The 16403-nt window shown below is 57.5% G+C and carries 12 protein-coding genes; 6 read left to right on the top strand and 6 right to left on the bottom strand.

The annotated features are described in order from the left end of the window. Window positions 1-117 precede the first annotated feature (117 nt). The 4 genes from rplM (at window position 118) to sspB (ending at window position 2414) form a co-directional block, all read left to right on the top strand. Window positions 118-546 carry a 50S ribosomal protein L13 gene (rplM, locus tag AC6I79_RS17275; protein WP_021507755.1) on the top strand — a complete coding sequence of 143 codons (429 nt, stop codon included), beginning with the start codon at window positions 118-120 and terminating at the stop codon, window positions 544-546. A 15-nt stretch (window positions 547-561) separates the two neighbouring features. Continuing rightward, a complete protein-coding gene (gene rpsI, locus AC6I79_RS17270) occupies window positions 562-954 on the top strand; it encodes a 30S ribosomal protein S9 (RefSeq protein WP_021507754.1) in 393 nt (130 codons plus the stop codon). 329 nt (window positions 955-1283) lie between these two features. Then, window positions 1284-1925: a stringent starvation protein SspA gene (sspA, locus tag AC6I79_RS17265; protein ID WP_021507753.1), complete on the top strand. Its 642-nt coding sequence runs from the start codon at window positions 1284-1286 to the stop codon at window positions 1923-1925. A gap of 3 nt (window positions 1926-1928) precedes the next feature. Further along, window positions 1929-2414, top strand: a complete 486-nt coding sequence (gene sspB / locus AC6I79_RS17260) for a ClpXP protease specificity-enhancing factor (RefSeq protein WP_021507752.1) — start codon at window positions 1929-1931, stop codon at window positions 2412-2414. Between the two features lie 111 nt (window positions 2415-2525). Here sspB and AC6I79_RS17255 read toward each other — a convergent pair whose 3' ends face one another. Continuing rightward, window positions 2526-4280, bottom strand: a complete 1755-nt coding sequence (locus AC6I79_RS17255; RefSeq protein WP_021507751.1) for a sulfite reductase subunit alpha — start codon at window positions 4278-4280, stop codon at window positions 2526-2528. Window positions 4281-4333: 53 nt separating this feature from the next. Then, window positions 4334-9865 carry a glutamate synthase-related protein gene (locus tag AC6I79_RS17250; protein ID WP_498027455.1) on the bottom strand — a complete coding sequence of 1844 codons (5532 nt, stop codon included), beginning with the start codon at window positions 9863-9865 and terminating at the stop codon, window positions 4334-4336. 884 nt (window positions 9866-10749) lie between these two features. On the opposite strand from AC6I79_RS17250, the gene arcB reads away from it, so the two are divergent. Further along, window positions 10750-13083 carry an aerobic respiration two-component sensor histidine kinase ArcB gene (gene arcB / locus AC6I79_RS17245; protein ID WP_159377354.1) on the top strand — a complete coding sequence of 778 codons (2334 nt, stop codon included), beginning with the start codon at window positions 10750-10752 and terminating at the stop codon, window positions 13081-13083. A 247-nt stretch (window positions 13084-13330) separates the two neighbouring features. Here the strand turns inward: arcB and AC6I79_RS17240 are convergent, their stop codons facing one another. Beyond that, window positions 13331-13675 carry a hypothetical protein gene (locus tag AC6I79_RS17240; RefSeq protein WP_159377353.1) on the bottom strand — a complete coding sequence of 115 codons (345 nt, stop codon included), beginning with the start codon at window positions 13673-13675 and terminating at the stop codon, window positions 13331-13333. Window positions 13676-13981: 306 nt separating this feature from the next. On the opposite strand from AC6I79_RS17240, the gene mtgA reads away from it, so the two are divergent. Further along, window positions 13982-14704 carry a monofunctional biosynthetic peptidoglycan transglycosylase gene (gene mtgA / locus AC6I79_RS17235; RefSeq protein ID WP_031279742.1) on the top strand — a complete coding sequence of 241 codons (723 nt, stop codon included), beginning with the start codon at window positions 13982-13984 and terminating at the stop codon, window positions 14702-14704. A 5-nt stretch (window positions 14705-14709) separates the two neighbouring features. On the opposite strand, the gene npr is transcribed toward mtgA, so the two are convergent. From npr to ptsN, 3 genes are read right to left on the bottom strand one after another with little or no spacing between them, the layout of a single operon-like run. Beyond that, a complete protein-coding gene (gene npr, locus AC6I79_RS17230) occupies window positions 14710-14982 on the bottom strand; it encodes a PTS phosphocarrier protein NPr (RefSeq protein WP_058759594.1) in 273 nt (90 codons plus the stop codon). After that, a complete protein-coding gene (gene rapZ, locus AC6I79_RS17225) occupies window positions 14979-15833 on the bottom strand; it encodes an RNase adapter RapZ (protein WP_021507744.1) in 855 nt (284 codons plus the stop codon). Before rapZ ends, npr begins: the two co-directional genes overlap by 4 nt. A gap of 52 nt (window positions 15834-15885) precedes the next feature. Then, window positions 15886-16368: a PTS IIA-like nitrogen regulatory protein PtsN gene (ptsN, locus tag AC6I79_RS17220; RefSeq protein ID WP_031279741.1), complete on the bottom strand. Its 483-nt coding sequence runs from the start codon at window positions 16366-16368 to the stop codon at window positions 15886-15888. Window positions 16369-16403: the final 35 nt, after the last annotated feature.

Here is a 16403-nt window from a genome sequence, read left to right as displayed (position 1 = left end):
CGGTAACTCTACCTGAGGGGGTGGGCTTGCTGGGCGAATTGGTCGTGTGAGCCTCAATCGTTAACTTAGCGTTTGGGATTTCACCAACGTGTAACTTTTATTTGGGTAAGCTTTTCAATGAAAACTTTTACAGCTAAACCAGAAACCGTACAGCGTGACTGGTATGTTGTTGACGCAACTGGCAAAACCCTGGGTCGCCTGGCGACTGAACTGGCGCGCCGTCTGCGTGGTAAGCACAAAGCGGAATACACTCCGCACGTTGATACCGGTGATTACATCATCGTTCTGAACGCTGACAAAGTTGCTGTAACCGGCAACAAGCGTAACGACAAGATTTACTATCACCACACTGGCCACATCGGTGGTATCAAGCAAGCGACCTTTGCAGAGATGATCGAACGCCGTCCTGAGCGTGTGATTGAAATCGCGGTTAAAGGCATGCTGCCAAAAGGCCCACTGGGTCGTGCTATGTACCGTAAACTGAAAGTTTACGCAGGTAACGAGCACAACCACGCGGCGCAGCAACCGCAAGTTCTTGACATTTAATCGGGATTATAGGCAATGGCTGAAACTCAAAACTACGGCACTGGTCGCCGCAAAAGCTCTGCCGCTCGCGTCTTTATCAAGCCGGGTAGCGGTAACATCGTCATTAACCAGCGCTCTCTGGAGCAGTACTTCGGTCGTGAGACTGCACGCATGGTCGTGCGTCAGCCGCTGGAGCTGGTTGATATGGTTGGTAAACTGGACCTGTACATCACCGTTAAAGGTGGTGGTATTTCTGGTCAGGCTGGTGCGATCCGTCACGGTATCACCCGCGCTCTGATGGAATACGACGAGTCTCTGCGTTCTGAACTGCGTAAAGCGGGCTTCGTTACCCGTGACGCGCGTCAGGTTGAACGTAAGAAAGTCGGTCTGCGTAAAGCACGCCGTCGTCCACAGTTCTCCAAGCGTTAATTGCTGGCTGCTTCGGCAGTTACAATTGGCTCAAAAAACCCGCTTCGGCGGGTTTTTTATTGCCTGAATCGCGGCTTTTTCAGCGCAAAAACGCGAGCTTTCCCCGCATTTTGCCCGCAAATGATTATCCCCGCCCCACAAGCTGCTTAAAATCTGGTAAACTGACTGACACTTTGCGCCCGCGAGTCGCGGCGTTGTGCATACTGCTCCTGTCGGGACGACCGGACAATGCCCGTAACGCCCGGCTGTGTGCGAATCTGATGAGCAGGTGAGTCGCCGCGTGGTTGGCTATTCGCAGTATTTTTTTGTGAACAAACTTGGAGGTTTTCATGGCTGTCGCTGCCAACAAACGTTCGGTAATGACGCTGTTTTCTGGTCCGACTGACATTTTCAGCCATCAGGTACGTATCGTGCTGGCTGAGAAGGGCGTCAGCGTGGAGATCGAGCAGGTTGAAACGGATAATCTGCCGCAGGATCTGATTGACCTCAACCCGTATCGCACTGTGCCAACGCTGGTCGACCGTGAACTGACGCTGTATGAATCCCGCATCATCATGGAATACCTCGATGAGCGTTTCCCGCATCCGCCACTGATGCCGGTTTATCCGGTCGCGCGCGGTGAAAGCCGTCTGATGATGCACCGCATTGAGCAGGACTGGTACAGCCTGATGCGTACCATTGAAACCAGCAGCGGTGCCGAAGCCGATGCCGCGCGCAAGCAACTGCGCGAAGAGCTGCTGGCCATTGCGCCGCTGTTCTCACGTACGCCGTTCTTTATGAGCGAAGAGTTCAGCCTGGTTGACTGCTATCTGGCGCCGCTGTTGTGGCGTCTGCCGCAGCTGGGTGTGGATCTGGCTGGCGCAGGTTCGAAAGAGCTGAAAGGCTACATGACGCGCGTATTTGAACGTGACTCCTTCCTCGCTTCTTTGACGGAAGCCGAACGTGAAATGCGCCTGCAAGCCCGGGGCTAATCTATGGAAATGTCGCAACTTACTGCCCGCCGTCCCTATCTGCTGCGGGCCTTTTATGAATGGCTGCTCGACAACCAGCTGACGCCGCATCTGGTGGTGGATATCAATCTGCCTGGCGTACAGGTGCCGCTGGAGTACGCTCGTGACGGACAGATTGTCCTGAACATCGCACCGCGCGCGGTGGGTAACCTTGAGCTTGCCAACGATCAGGTGCGCTTCAATGCGCGTTTCGGCGGCGTGCCGCGCCAGGTATCCGTGCCGATGGCTGCGGTGCTGGCGATTTACGCGCGCGAAAACGGCGCCGGCACCATGTTCGAACCGGAGCCGGCTTATGAGCTGTCCGGCGACGAGCAGGAAGGCGGCCAGGAAGAGACGCTGATGTCGGTGATTGATGGTGACCGTCCGGACGATGCGACGGATGACGACTCTTCACCGGATGACGAACCGCCGCCGCGCGGTGGACGTCCTTCACTGCGCGTAGTGAAGTAAATCGCGGAAAATAAAAAACGGGCTGATTAGCCCGTTTTTTTATGCCTGTGTCGCAGCGCGGCTTAGCGCGCGGCAGACCAAAGGGAGCGTAGCGCTCCCTTTGTACCGATCTTAATAAACGTCGCGCAGATAACGCTTATCTTTCTTCAGCTGATCGATATAGGCTGCGGCACGTTCGCTGGAAAGACCACCGAACTGACGCACCACTTCATACAGCGCGGCATCGACATCCTTCGCCATGCGTGAGGCATCGCCACAGACATAGAAGTAGGCGCCTTCCTGCAGCCAGGCGTACAGCTCAGCGCCTTTCTCCAGCATGCGGTTCTGCACGTAAATCTTCTCTTCCTGATCGCGGGAGAAGGCCAGGTCGAGATGCGTCAGCAGACCGCTCTGCTGCCAGCCCGCCAGCTCATCCGCGTAAATGTAATCATGTTCCTGATGCTGGTCGCCGAAGAACAGCCAGTTTTTACCTTCAGCACCGGTCGCCTGGCGCTCCTGCAGGAAGGCGCGGAACGGCGCGATGCCGGTACCCGGACCGACCATGATCAGCGGGGCGTTATTGTTCGCCGGCACGCGAAACGCTTTGTTCGGCGAAATAAAGATCGCCGGCTTCTCTCCGCGACGCACGCGTTCAGCCAGATAGGTGGAGCACACGCCTTTACGCTCGCGGCCACCGCTGTGATAGCGCACGGAAGCGATGGTCAGATGCACCTGGTTAGGGTGCGCCTTCGAGCTGGACGAAATGGAGTAAGCACGGTGCTGCAGCGGACGCAGCATCGCCACCAGCTCCGGCACCGACAGGCTGCGCTTCAGCTCGAGCTGCAGCAGATCCAGCGTATCTTTGCCCCACAGCCAGTTGGCCAGCGTGTCTTTATCGTCGTGCTGCAGGACGTGCAGCAGTTCCTGGTTGGTGGTGTGCTGTCCGACCCACTCAATCAGCTTGCGCGACGGCTCAGAAATCTCGAACTGATAGGTCAGCAGATCGCCGAGGTTACGGTCAAAGCCCGGCACCGGGGTTTCGTAGTCGGCTTTCAGCTCGCTCAGCAGCAGGCTCACCAGACCGGCATCGTTCACCGGGATCACGCCCAGCGCATCACCGGCTTCGTATTTCAGGCCGCTGTCGCTCAGGTCAAATTCGAAGTGACGGATATCTTTGGCGGACTGCTCGCCGGACAGACGCTTATTGGTCACCAGCGCCGCCGCGTACGGGTTTTGCTTGTTGCTGCCCGGGATCACCGGCGCTTCCGGCGCGCTCTCCAGCACCGTGCCGCTGCTGCCCGCGCTGGCGGCAAACTGTGGCATGGCACTGCCAATCCACTCGCTGGAAGGCTCTTCGTAATCGATATCGCAGTCGATGCGATCCACTACGCGTTTCGCCCCCAGCTGCTCCAGGCGCATATCAATGAACTTACCGGCCTGGCAGAAACCGTCGTAGCCGGTATCGCCGATTGCCAGCACGGCAAAGTGCATCTGCTCCAGACGCGGCGCGGTGCTGGCTGAGATGGCCTGCCAGAACAGCTGTGCGTTGTCTGGCATTTCGCCTTCGCCGTAGGTGGAGGTGACGATCAGTACATGACGCATGGTGGCGAACACATCCAGATCCACTTCACCCAGCGCCTGCACTACCGGCACCAGGCCTTTAGCGCGCGCCGCTTTGGCTGCGGTCTGCGCCAGCGCTTCGGCGTTACCGGTCTGGGAACCAAACAGAATATGCAGCTGGGTGGTGGCGCTGGCACCCGCTGCCGGTGCGGTCTGCTTGTCTTCTAATACCAGCAGGCGCGAGTGGAGACCGGCGAGAAACCCCGCCAGCCAGTATTTCTGTTCGCCGTTAAACGGCGCGTCTTCAGGAATGTAAGGAATCTTCATGGATATCAGTACTCAAACCGTTTTATCGTCATCAATCTTCTTTCGCAGCACAATCAGGAGAGTTTCCCGACCGCGGCGGCAATCTCTGGCAGTGCGGCGCGTGCAAACAGCTCTTCAAAATCAGGTAGATGGCCCAGCACCTCTCGGTTGCAGGCGTCCTGATAAATGATCCAGCCATAAGTTGCCAGGCTGTCCATGGAGCGAATGTTGCGCTGCGTCAGCGCGGCTTTGTAATCCGACATACGCTTGGCGGCGATCAGGCTTGCCAGCTCATCATCGCTGTAGTTCTCAATGGCCGCACGGGCATGACGCTGCAGCTTGCTGACCAGCGCGAAATCTTCGGTCATCAGCAGGTTGCGAACCGCTTTCTCGACTGCCGCGTCTTCCACCGCTGTGCCTTTCGGCAGTTTGCCCAGCGCCAGCTGCTGCGCGAAGCTCAGAACGGTGTAGTTATTCAGCAGAACAAACATCTCCTGCGTATCGGTCGCGCCGTAGGCCGGTACCGCACCGTCGGCGATGGTTTTGCCCGCACGCCAGGCTGATTTGAACTTGGCAACCTGATGCGCGGCCAGCGACGTGGACAGCTCTTCCAGCAAATCCTTACGCGTTTTCGCTTTCAGGATCTCGCCGCCGTCCTGATACAGCAGCAGCGAGCGCGGCATCACGTAAACGAAGTGCTGACACTCGGTTTCCCAGTTCTCCAGCAGCCACGCCGCGCGCGGCGACTGGGTGGCTTCGAGGTGCCAGTGCAGCATGGTCAGCACTGCCTGCTTGTGCACCTGCGCCATTTCGTCTTCGTCAGCGATGGAGCCGAACAGCACCGAATCTCCTGCGGCGTGCGCGGCCAGCGAACGGTACGGATCGTACTGATAGGCGAAGCCGCCGCTCATGCCGTTACCGAAACCTTTACCAAAGGTGCCGAGGTTAAGAATCGCGCCGTTGGTCATGTATTCACAGCAGAAGTCGCCGACGCCTTCCACCACCGCGGTGGCGCCCGAGTTACGCACGGCGAAACGGTCACCGGCCTGGCCCTGAACAAACAGACGACCGCCGGTCGCGCCGAACAGCGCAAAGTTACCAATCAGCACGTTGCCGTCGCTGTCCTGTGCGCCGCCGCCCGGTGACATCACCACCAGTTCGCCGCCACACTGACCTTTACCGACGCCATCGTTACAGGTGCCGTAATGCTTCATCTGCATGCCGTCGTTGCAGAACGCGCCAAATGACTGACCGGCTGACCCGCGGGTATCAATCTGCACTGTGCGCGGTGCCAGATATTTCCGGCCACGGTCATCCTGCAGTACCGCCGGCAGCGCGGCCAGCTGCTGCGCCGACAGCTCGTGGTTCAGCATGCGCTCAATATCGATCGCCAGCTGACCGCCAACGCTCTTGTTACGGTTGTTCAGCGTTACGCCGTTACCGAGCGTAATCTCGCGGCGGGCGGCATCAACCAGCTGCGCTTTCAGCTCTTCTACCCAGCCATCGTCCAGCTCGAAATCTTTTTCCAGATACACCGGCTGAGCGATCTTCTGCTCCGGCACCACGGTCAGCATGGCGCGCAGATCGAGTTTGCCCACTTCCAGCGGATGATCCATCAGGTGCAGCAGGTCAGAGCGGCCGCGTGCTTCACGCAGCGAACGCAGACCGAGGCGTGCGAGGAACTCACGCACTTCCTGCGCCACGTTGATGAAGTACTGCGCCAGCTGACGCGGATCGCCATCGAAGGCTTCAGCGTTAGTGGTGAGGCCAGCCGGGCATTTGACATTACAGTTTTTCGCCATCACGCATTTCAGCATCATCAGCGCGGTGGTGCCGAACTCGAAGCTGTCGCCGCCGAGCAGGGCCGATTTGATCACGTCGCTGCCGGTCTGCTGTGCGCCGGAGCAGCGCAGCTGCACTTTGTCACGCAGCCCGTTCGCGCACAGCGCCTGGTGTACTTCGGCGATACCGATTTCCGCCACGCGCCCGGTGTATTTCAGGCTGGTGACCGACGCCGCGCCGGTGCCGCCGGTGTTACCGGCGACGTTGATGACGTCTGCGCCGGCTTTTGCCACGCCGACTGCGATAGTACCGATGCCTTCAGACGACACCAGTTTGACGATAACGCGCACGCGTGCCGCTTTACAGTCGTGGATCAGCTGCGCCAAATCCTCGATAGAATAAGTATCGTGATGCGGCGGCGGTGATACCAGCTCAACGCCCGGCGTACCGCCACGCGCGGCCGCAATCTCCACCGTCACTTTCGGTGCTGGCAGCTGACCGCCTTCGCCCGGTTTAGCGCCCTGGCCAATTTTGATCTCCAGCTCTTCCAGCATCGGGTCGGCCAGATAAGCCGCCCATACGCCGAAACGACCGGACGCCAGCTGTTTGATGCGCGATGCGCGAATGGTGCCGTGACGTGAATAGTGTTCGCCACCTTCACCACAGTTACTCATTCCGCCCACCATATTGGTGCCGTGCGCTACCGCTTCGTGCGCCGGCGCGACCAGCGCGCCGTGGCTCATGGCGCCTGAGGCGAAGGTACGGGTGATTTCGTGCGCCGGCTGGATCTCTTCCAGCGGCAGCGAGGGCAGCGCGGTAAAGATTTTTGCCAGATAATCTGCTGCCTGACCGTAAGCGGTAATGTGCAACACGCCTTCAGTGATGCTGCTGCTTTCGATCTCATCGTTAAAGCGGGTTTTCAGCGCGCGTGACAGCGCGGCCAGACGCTCGCTCTCCGGCTTCAGGCCGGCAATGGCATCAATCAGACGCAGCTCAAACTGGTTGAGGCTGCCGTTCACCGCTTCGCAGCGCAGGCCGCGAATGGCGAAGCCGTTGTTAACCAGCGAGTAGCGGCCCAGCTTGCGGCCAAATTCGGCTTCGCTGTCCACGTGGGTCAGATCGCACGGCAGCGCGAGGATGTCGCGCAGCGCCGCCGGACGACGCTTACGCTCAGCGTGCATCAGGCTGGAGAACTGACGGTAATCCGGCGTGATAGCAAAGCTGTCGATCACCGCATTCGGGATGCGCTCGAAGCTGCTGTCTTTAAACGACTCGGCTTTGATGCTGAACGCGTTATCCAGCCTGGCCAGCGTCATCAGACGGATAAAGTTGTCCTCTTCGCGCGCTTTGTCGGCGAAACGAATCGGCTGCTCTGTCATATCAATAAAGGTACGTACTGCGATGGTGCCATACGAGTGGCCCGCACCCTCAGAACGTTCTTTGAACAGACCCAGCAGTGGCACTTCGGCTTCGCCCTGAATTTTCAGTGCGCTCTGGTGCCAGTCCACCGCCATTTGCGCGATGGCCGGGAAGCCCGCGCCGCCCACCGGAGTTTTGATATTCGGGAAATATTTCTTAAGCACCGGATCTTCGGTATCGAGGAAGTTCGGCTCGAAGAACTCACCGCAGCTGTAGCTCTCAACGGTACACAGGCCCACTTTGCCCATGGTTTTCATCAGCGCTTTTTCTGCCGCTTTGGCATAGCGTTTGAACGCTTTGTTGCCTTCTTCACCTTCGCCAAACTTCTCTTCTGCACGCATCTGTACGCCCAGCGGATACACGGCAGAGGCGCCAAAGCCGAGCGTGGCGGCGATATGGTGCGAGGAGATGCTCTGGCCGCTCTCGACCACCAGTGACACATCCAGACGCAGGCCTTCCTGCACCAGACGCTGGTTGATGGCCGACACCATCAGCAGCATCGGAATGGCCGCATGAGTTGAAGAGATATGGCGATCGGTGATCACCGCGATGCCGCCCTGCTGACGGGCAAAATCCACCACCTGCTGCGCCAGGTTATCGATAGCGTTTTCCAGCGCTTTGGCGTTGGCGGCGCGGCTGACGATGTCTTTACCGATCACCGGCTCATACAGCATCTCGAAGCGCGCATACGGCGCCACTTTCTGCTCGCGCAGACGCAGCATGTCCAGGTGCGTCAGGATTGGGCTTGGCACGATGATCTGCTGACCTTTACTGCGGCCGAGGTGCGGTTTAGCGCCAAGGGCCACGCGCAGCGTCATGCCGTCCGCTTCACGGATGGAGTCGAGCGGCGGGTTAGTGACCTGTGCAAAGCGCTGCGAGAAGTAGTGCGCCATGCCGCCTTCATGATCGGACAGGCCATTGATGGCGTTGCCGTAACCCATCGCGGAGATCTTCTCAGCGCCGGTTTGCAGCATCGGGTCCATCATGAATTTGAAGCTTTCCTGGTTGTAGTAGTAAGCCACAAAGCGCTGATAGGTTTTCAGGTCGCCGCGATAGCGCAGCGGTGAGCCGAGTTTCTCTGCCGGCACTTCCGGCAGCTGCTGCAGTTCAACGCGTGCCGCCTGCACCAGGGACAGATAATCTTTTTCCGCCGCCAGCTTTTCCAGCGCCTGCACGGTGGTGTAAGAGCGTTTCTCTTTGTGATCGTAATAGAGCATGCCGCCAGCTTCGATACGGCCACGGCGCAGCACGCTCTCCGGTGGGAAGGCGATCTGGCCGGCTTCTGACATCGCACCGATGTATTCAGCGGTTTCTACGGAGCGCAGCGGACGCAGGCCAAGACGGTCCAGCCGTGCGCCAATCACTTCGCCGTTACCGAAGATCAGCGCGGCAGGGCCGTCGTTCTTCTCTTCATACAGCGAGAAGTATTCCAGCATGGCGCGTACTTCAGCCGACAGCGAGGTGTCGTTTTCCCACGCCGGCGGCATCATTGAAACCACGGCGTTGATCAGATCGAGGTTATCTTCCATCAGACGGCTGTGGATGCTCTGATCGAGACGCGAACTGTCAGACTGGCCTTTTGGCCGCACGATCTTTTTGCCGCGCGCCAGCATCAGTGCCGCTTCCGCGATGCGGTTTTTACGGTCCGTGTTCAGCTCACCGTTGTGCGCCATCAGGCGGAACGGCTGCGCCATCGTGGTATGCGGATCGGTATTGGTGGAGAAGCGGGTATGGAAAAACAGTCCGCGTACCTGATGATCGGGATCGGTCAGATCTTTGAAGTAGGGAATCACTTCATTGGAGTTCAGGCGGGCTTTGAACACCTGAGTGCGCGACGACAGCGACAGCGGATAAAGGCCGCCGAATTCGCTTTCGGTAAAGGCGCGTGCTTCGATGTCCAGCAGCGCACGGTAAATGTGGCGTTCGAATTCGCTCTGCTCGGTAACGTCCTGCGGTGCGGCAAACACCCACTGCACGATCGGCAGCTGGAACTGCTGTGCGGCCGGGCGCGTGACGCTGTTGTCCAGCGGCATATCACGCTTCAGCAGCACCGGGAAGTTGTAAGCGGCCAGCGTCTCTTCAACCAGACGCTCTGCGTTCGCGCGCAGCGCCGCATCTTTTGGCACAAAGAAGTTGCCCACGCCAAAGCGGCCCGCTTCCAGCGCCTGACCGGTCAGCTTACGGAAGAAGTTCAGGGAGAGGTCAACGTTAACGCCTGCACCATCGCCCACACCCTCTGCAGACATCCCGCCACGGTGCGGTACCGTGCACAGGGCGCTATGCGCCATCTGCAGGATTTCATGGGTCTGCTCGCCGTCCTTGCGGGTAATGAAACCTACACCACAGCTGTCGCTTCCTGCTGATGGATCATACAAACCCCAGGGGTTAGGTTGTTGAGTGGACATTGAGGGTCTCCTTAAACTGCTTTAGACATTACCTGCATTATTTCAGGCACAGAGCGCTGCTGCGTGCTGTATCAATTTGTTTTCGCGCGCTTTTACGCGGACGTCGCAACACCGGACAACGACAATCAAGGCACTGATTCACGTCCTTGATTGGCTGTCCATAAAATCCGGTCTCTAAGGGAGATAACTTGCATCCAGAGGGAGTCTTCTTGCTGCATAGATATGCCGAGACACAGTCCCGACTGGAAAGCATCCAGCGGAATTCCAACTTATCGGGAAAGCGAACTCAGGTCAAATAGCCAGCTTTATTACGGTTAATTAGCCTTTTTGCGATTTAACTGTATGATTATTATGTTTTTATTACGTAAATATATGTCAATCTGACCTTTCTGATTCCCTTATGAAGTGTGAGCCGTCTCACTGTGTGATCGGCCTCATATTTCCAGACCATGCTGTTGAATGTGCGGATGCCAGCACAAAATTCTGTTTGGACCGTTTCGTGCACAGCATGTATCTGTTTTTCTTATGGCGGAACATTTGAATCAAAACGCGGTTGCCATTAGTAAAATTAATTAACCAGGGTGTGATTAAAACAGCACTTAAGCTGAATGGATATGCAATAACGGAAGGCAACCATCAGGAGGGATGGCTGCAGAAAGCGGATGCGCCGGGCACGCGGCACGGGGACCCGCAAAAGCGCGGCCCTCCAGATTATTCAGTTAGCAGAATTAGTCAAGCGCTTTAGGCATAACGGCGTGAACGTCGGCGAAATGCCGCGCTGCTGCACCATAACAGGGCGTAAAGGCCGTCAGTGCGGCGAGCGCGGCGGCGCAGCGCGCGGATAATTACGCTATGATGAGCCAGATTCGTTCAGGGAGCGCGTAATGAAACAGATTCGTCTTTTAGCTCAGTACTACGTGGATTTAATGGTCAAGCTGGGGCTGGTGCGGTTTTCGCTGCTGCTGGCTTCGGCGCTGGTGGTGCTGGCAATGGTGGTGCAGATGGCGGTCACCATGGTGCTGCGTGGCCACGTTGAGAGTATCGACGTGGTGCGTTCGGTGTTCTTTGGCCTGCTGATCACGCCGTGGGCGGTCTACTTTCTCTCCGTGGTGGTCGATCAGCTGGAGGAGTCGCGCCAGCGGCTGTCGAAGCTGGTCGACAAGCTGGAGGAGATGCGCACGCGCGATCTGGAACTGAATCAGCAGATGAAAGAGACCATCAGCCAGCTGAACCAGGAAATCAGCGACCGTATTAAAGCAGAGCAGGCGCGCGAACAGGTGATGGACAAGCTGCGTGAAGAGATGGCGCGGCGCGAGCAGGCGCAGATTGAGCTGGAGCAGCAATCTTCCTTCCTGCGCTCGTTCCTTGATGCCTCGCCCGATCTGGTGTTCTATCGCAACATCGACAAACAGTTCTCCGGCTGTAACCGCGCCATGGAACTGCTCACCGGCCTGAGCGAGAAGCAGCTGATTGGCCTGACGCCGCGCGACATTTATGACGAAGATGCCGCCACTAAGGTGCTGGAGACCGATGAGAAGGTGTTTCGCCACAATGTGTCGCTCACCTATGAACAGTGGCTGCAGTATCCGGACGGGCGCAAAGCCTGCTTTGAAATCCGCAAAGTGCCGTATTACGACCGCGTCGGTAAGCGCAGCGGCCTGATGGGCTTCGGACGCGATATTACCGAGCGTAAGCGCTATCAGGACGCGCTGGAGAACGCCAGCCGTGAAAAGACCACCTTTATCTCTACCATCAGCCACGAGCTGCGTACGCCGCTTAACGGCATCGTCGGACTGAGCCGCATTCTGCTGGACACCGATCTCAACCAGGAACAGCTGAAGTACCTTAAAACCATTCACGTCTCGGCCATCACCCTCGGTAACATCTTTAATGATGTGATTGAAGTCGACAAGATTGAGCGGCGCAAAGTGCAGCTGGATAACCAGCCGCTGGATTTCACCGGCTTCCTCGCCGACCTGGAAAACCTCTCCGGCCTGCTGGCGCAGCCGAAAGGGCTGAAGTTTGTCATGGCACCGGAGTTGCCGCTGCCGCACAAGATCTCCGCCGACGGCACGCGCCTGCGCCAGATTCTGTGGAACCTGATCGGCAATGCCGTGAAGTTTACCCGGCAGGGCGAAATCGTGGTGCGCGTCGCCTATCGCCAGGACGAAACGCTGCACTTTGAGGTGCAGGACTCCGGGATGGGCATTCCGCAGGAAGAGCAGGACAAAATCTTCGCCATGTATTACCAGGTAAAAGATCAGCACGGCGGTAAACCGGCCACCGGCACCGGGATTGGCCTGGCGGTGTCACGCCGGCTGGCGCAGGCGATGGGCGGCGACATTACTGTTAGCAGCGCACCGGGTCAGGGCTCGTGCTTTACCGTGGAAATCCACGCGCCGCGCGTGGCGGATGAAGTGGAAGATGAGGATCAGGACGACAGCATGCCGCTGCCGGCGCTGCACGTGCTGCTGGTAGAAGACATCGAACTCAACGTGATTGTGGCGCGCTCGGTACTGGAGAAGCTGGGTTGCAGCGTGGAGGTGGCGATGACCGGCGGTGAGGCGCTGGCGATGTTCGATCCGCAGGAGTTCGACCTGGTGCTGCTGGATATCCAGCTGCCGGACATGACCGGCCTCGATGTGTCGCGCGCCATTCATCAGCAGCATGCCGGCGTGACGCTGCCGCCGCTGGTCGCGCTGACTGCCAACGTGCTGAAGGATAAAAAAGAGTATCTCGATGCCGGCATGGACGATGTGCTGAGCAAACCGCTGGCGGTGCCAGCGCTGACCGCGATGATCAAGAAATTCTGGGATTACCAGGCTGAAGCGGAAGCGGTGGTGAGTGACGCCGACGCGGAACAGTCACGCACGCTGCTGGATGTCGACATGCTGGAGCAGTATATCGAGCTGGTTGGTCCGGGGCTGATCACCCAAAGCCTGACGATGTTCGAGCAGATGATGCCGGGTTATCTTGAGGTGCTGGACTCCAATATGATGGCGCGTGACCAGAAGGGCATCGCCGAAGAGGGGCACAAGATCAAAGGCGCGGCGGGCTCGGTCGGCCTGCTGCATCTGCAGAAACTGGCGAAACAGATTCAGTCACCGGAATTGCCGGCCTGGTGGGATAACGTGCAGGAGTGGGTTGACGAGCTGAAGCACGAGTGGCGGCACGATGTTGAAGTATTACGGAACTGGGTTGCAGAGCGGGAAAAATAGCGCGGGCCAGAAAAAAATGACCCCAGTCGAAACCGGGGTGCGCGAATACTGCGCCAACACCAGGGAAATGGGCGCTGCTGCTATTATTAGAAATCGAATACAAAAGCAACAGCGTGGTATTGGTTAACGCTTCAAAATCACCTTAGCAAATTCGCCACAGCTTGTGACAAGATTCATTAAATTGTGTGATGTTGAGCAGCGTTTAAATACAGAAAACATTAATTTGCTGACACAGTCAAGCAAGGAATCAATTTCTTTGGCGTATTGCACTATTTTTGAGCAAATGTTCGGTTTTTTGCCTGGTTTTCCCACAGTCGCGGTCCGGAAAGCGCTGCACGGCGAAGGGAAACGGCAAAAAGCGCAGCGCAACGGCCGTTTTTATGCTCATATTATTGATTTTAATAATGAATAACCAGATTTTGTGGCGGTTATCCAAAACGTTTTGGAAACCCCCGGCTGAAAGTTCCAGTTCGGGCATTGAACGGTTAGCGTAAACCGGATGGGCGGTAAAAGGTTTTACAGGTTGCGCCCTGGTCTGAAGCGTAATTGTCGCTATTTGCGCCGTGTTTTTCAGAATGGTCTCGGTTGTCAATGAACATCTTCACTGACTACTAAAGATGATAGTTAAACATTGTGAAAGGTTTAACGTGAGCGGTATCACAATCGGTTAAGTATTTATGCCCGTGCGCGCTGCGCGATTTTTCTGCATGGAACCGATTCCTTTTTGCCGGAAGTGCTTGATGCGACTGGCTCTAATAGAGGAACGATGGTTGCCCGCGCAATGAGTTTGGCTGGTGGTCGCGATGCCGCAGAGATAAAATTCCGGCTTGCATCACCGCTATTTGAAATCATGACCTGAGTAATTGATTAATCCAGGGAACCGGTAAGAGACGATTGCATGAGTAAGAGTAAAGGGAAGATGGTCCAGCGCCTGAAGCGGCTGGCTGGCAGGGTGCTTCTGGCATGGCTGGGTCTGTGGCTGGCCGGTATTGTGCTGTTCGCATTTTTGCCGGTGCCGTTTTCGGCGGTAATGGTGGAGCGGCAGCTTGGCGCGTGGTTCAGCGGACGCTTCGATTATGTCGCCCATTCAGACTGGGTGGGAATGGATGAGATTTCACCGTGGATGGCGCTGGCGGTGATCGCCTCGGAAGATCAAAAGTTTCCCGAGCACTGGGGCTTTGACGTGCATGCCATTCAGCAGGTGCTGGACAATGACGGCAGCGAACGGATGCGCGGCGCATCAACGCTGTCTCAGCAGACGGCGAAGAATCTGTTCTTGTGGGATGGCCGCAGTTGGGTGCGCAAAGGGCTGGAGGCCGGGCTGACGGTGGGGCTGGAAACAGTATGGACCAAACGCCGCATTCTGACGGTGTACCTGAATATTGCGGAATTCGGGAACGGGGTGTTTGGCGTGGAAGAGGCATCGCAGCGCTATTTCCACAAGCCTGCCAGTCGGCTGAGCATGGCGGAAGCCGCTTTGCTGGCGGCGGTGCTGCCGAATCCGATTCGCTTCCGCGCGGATGCACCGTCCGGCTACATTCGTCAGCGCCAGCAGTGGATTATGCGCCAGATGCGCCAGCTGGGCGGCGAGGGCTTCCTCAACCGTTACCAGCTGCACTGACGCGGTTAATCTTCGTCAAAACCGGCTTCAAACAGCTCAATGACCGCGGCCAGCGCCTGGGTTTCCTGCGGGCCACTGGCCTCGATTTCGATATGACCGCCTTTAGCGGAGTCGAGCATCAGTAGCGCAATCACGCTGCTGGCTTCGGCTTCGGTACCGGCCTCGTTACGCAGCAGCACTTCCGCATCAAAACTCTGCACCAGCTCAAACAGCTTCATCGCCGGGCGCGCATGCATACCCAGCTTATTTCGAATCTCAACGGTTTGCTTCACGGTCATGATTTGCGTTTTTCCAGGGTGCGATGACGGGACTGCACATTTTTACCGCGCGAACGGAAATAGTCTGCCAGCTGTTCGGCAATGTAGACCGAACGGTGCTTACCGCCGGTACAGCCAATCGCCACAGTCAGATAGCTGCGGTTATTGGTTTCCAGCATCGGCAGCCACAGCTCGAGATAGCTGCGCGTCTGGTAGATAAAGTTATGCACTTCGGTGTGGCGATCGAGGAAGGCCGCCACCGGACGATCGAGCCCGGTCATCGGACGCAGCTTCGGATCCCAGTGCGGGTTAGGCAGGAACCGCACGTCAAACACGTAATCGGCGTCGATCGGGATGCCGTGCTTGAAGCCGAAGGATTCAAACACCATGGTGAGTTCACGCTCACGCTTGCCCAGCAGGCGCGTGCGCAGCATTTCTGCCAGCTCATGCACCGACATCTCTGAGGTATCGATGATCAGATCGGCACGCGAGCGCAGCGGCTCCAGCAGATCGTTCTCCTCATCAATGGCGCTTTCCAGCGACAGATTTTTGCTGGAGAGCGGATGCAGGCGGCGCGTGTCGCTGTAGCGGCGGATCAGCGTGTTGCGATCGGCGTCCAGAAACAGCAGCTGTGGCGAGAACGCTTCCGGCAGATTGTTCAGTGCCTGCTCAAACACCTCCGGTGATTCCGGCATGTTGCGCACGTCAATGCTGACCGCCGCTGAGATATTGCGCTCGGTTAAGGTGTTCGCCAGCTCCGGCAGCAGCACCACCGGCAGGTTATCGACACAGTAGAAGCCCATGTCCTCAAGGGCGCGCAGCGCGACTGATTTTCCTGAGCCTGACCGACCGCTAACGATCATCAGCACCATCACATTTCTCCCGTGTTAAACCGGCACGCAGGCCGGTAAAAGTGTCTGTCGCTTAAGCGTGATCTTCCTGAGCTTCTGTAATGATGGCGTAGAGCTCTTCATCGCTCTGTGCCGCGCGCAAACGGCGGCAGACGGTTTTATCCGCCAGGCGTTTCGCCACCAGCGACAGGGTGTGCAGATGGGTTTTGCACTGGTCTGCGGGCACCAGCAGGGCAAACAGCAGGTCAACCGGCTGGTTGTCGACGGCGTCAAAGGCGATAGGCTGGTCGAGGCTGATAAACACGCCAACGGCGCGCAGCGTATCCTCCTCCAGCTTGCCGTGCGGGATGGCGATGCCGTTGCCAATGCCGGTACTGCCCATGCGTTCACGGGTCAGGATGGCTTCAAAAAGCGTCTGGTGCGGCAGATTGAGCTGCTTAGCGGCCAGCTCGCTGATAATTTCCAGCGCGCGCTTTTTACTCTGGCAGTGTACGCCGCTGCGGGTGCAGTCCAGCGAAAGGACCGCGCTCAATTCCAGTGTCAGATCGTTGTTCATCATCGTTTCACTTGCGTGTTCACATAGCCGTAAGG

The organism is gamma proteobacterium symbiont of Scutellera amethystina, assembly GCF_059730845.1.
The sequence above is the reverse complement of the archived record's forward strand: the minus strand, read 5'-3'. Positions and strand labels throughout refer to the sequence as shown.

Excerpts from the sequence above, each read along its gene's own strand:
- rplM (WP_021507755.1), top strand. The coding sequence starts at position 118 with ATGAAAACTTTTACAGCTAAACCAGAAACCGTACAGCGTGACTGGTAT.
- rpsI (WP_021507754.1), top strand. The coding sequence starts at position 562 with ATGGCTGAAACTCAAAACTACGGCACTGGTCGCCGCAAAAGCTCTGCC.
- sspA (WP_021507753.1), top strand. The coding sequence starts at position 1,284 with ATGGCTGTCGCTGCCAACAAACGTTCGGTAATGACGCTGTTTTCTGGT.
- sspB (WP_021507752.1), top strand. The coding sequence starts at position 1,929 with ATGGAAATGTCGCAACTTACTGCCCGCCGTCCCTATCTGCTGCGGGCC.
- AC6I79_RS17255 (WP_021507751.1), bottom strand. The coding sequence starts at position 4,280 with ATGAAGATTCCTTACATTCCTGAAGACGCGCCGTTTAACGGCGAACAG.
- AC6I79_RS17250 (WP_498027455.1), bottom strand. The coding sequence starts at position 9,865 with ATGTCCACTCAACAACCTAACCCCTGGGGTTTGTATGATCCATCAGCA.
- arcB (WP_159377354.1), top strand. The coding sequence starts at position 10,750 with ATGAAACAGATTCGTCTTTTAGCTCAGTACTACGTGGATTTAATGGTC.
- mtgA (WP_031279742.1), top strand. The coding sequence starts at position 13,982 with ATGAGTAAGAGTAAAGGGAAGATGGTCCAGCGCCTGAAGCGGCTGGCT.
- npr (WP_058759594.1), bottom strand. The coding sequence starts at position 14,982 with ATGACCGTGAAGCAAACCGTTGAGATTCGAAATAAGCTGGGTATGCAT.
- rapZ (WP_021507744.1), bottom strand. The coding sequence starts at position 15,833 with ATGGTGCTGATGATCGTTAGCGGTCGGTCAGGCTCAGGAAAATCAGTC.
- ptsN (WP_031279741.1), bottom strand. The coding sequence starts at position 16,368 with ATGAACAACGATCTGACACTGGAATTGAGCGCGGTCCTTTCGCTGGAC.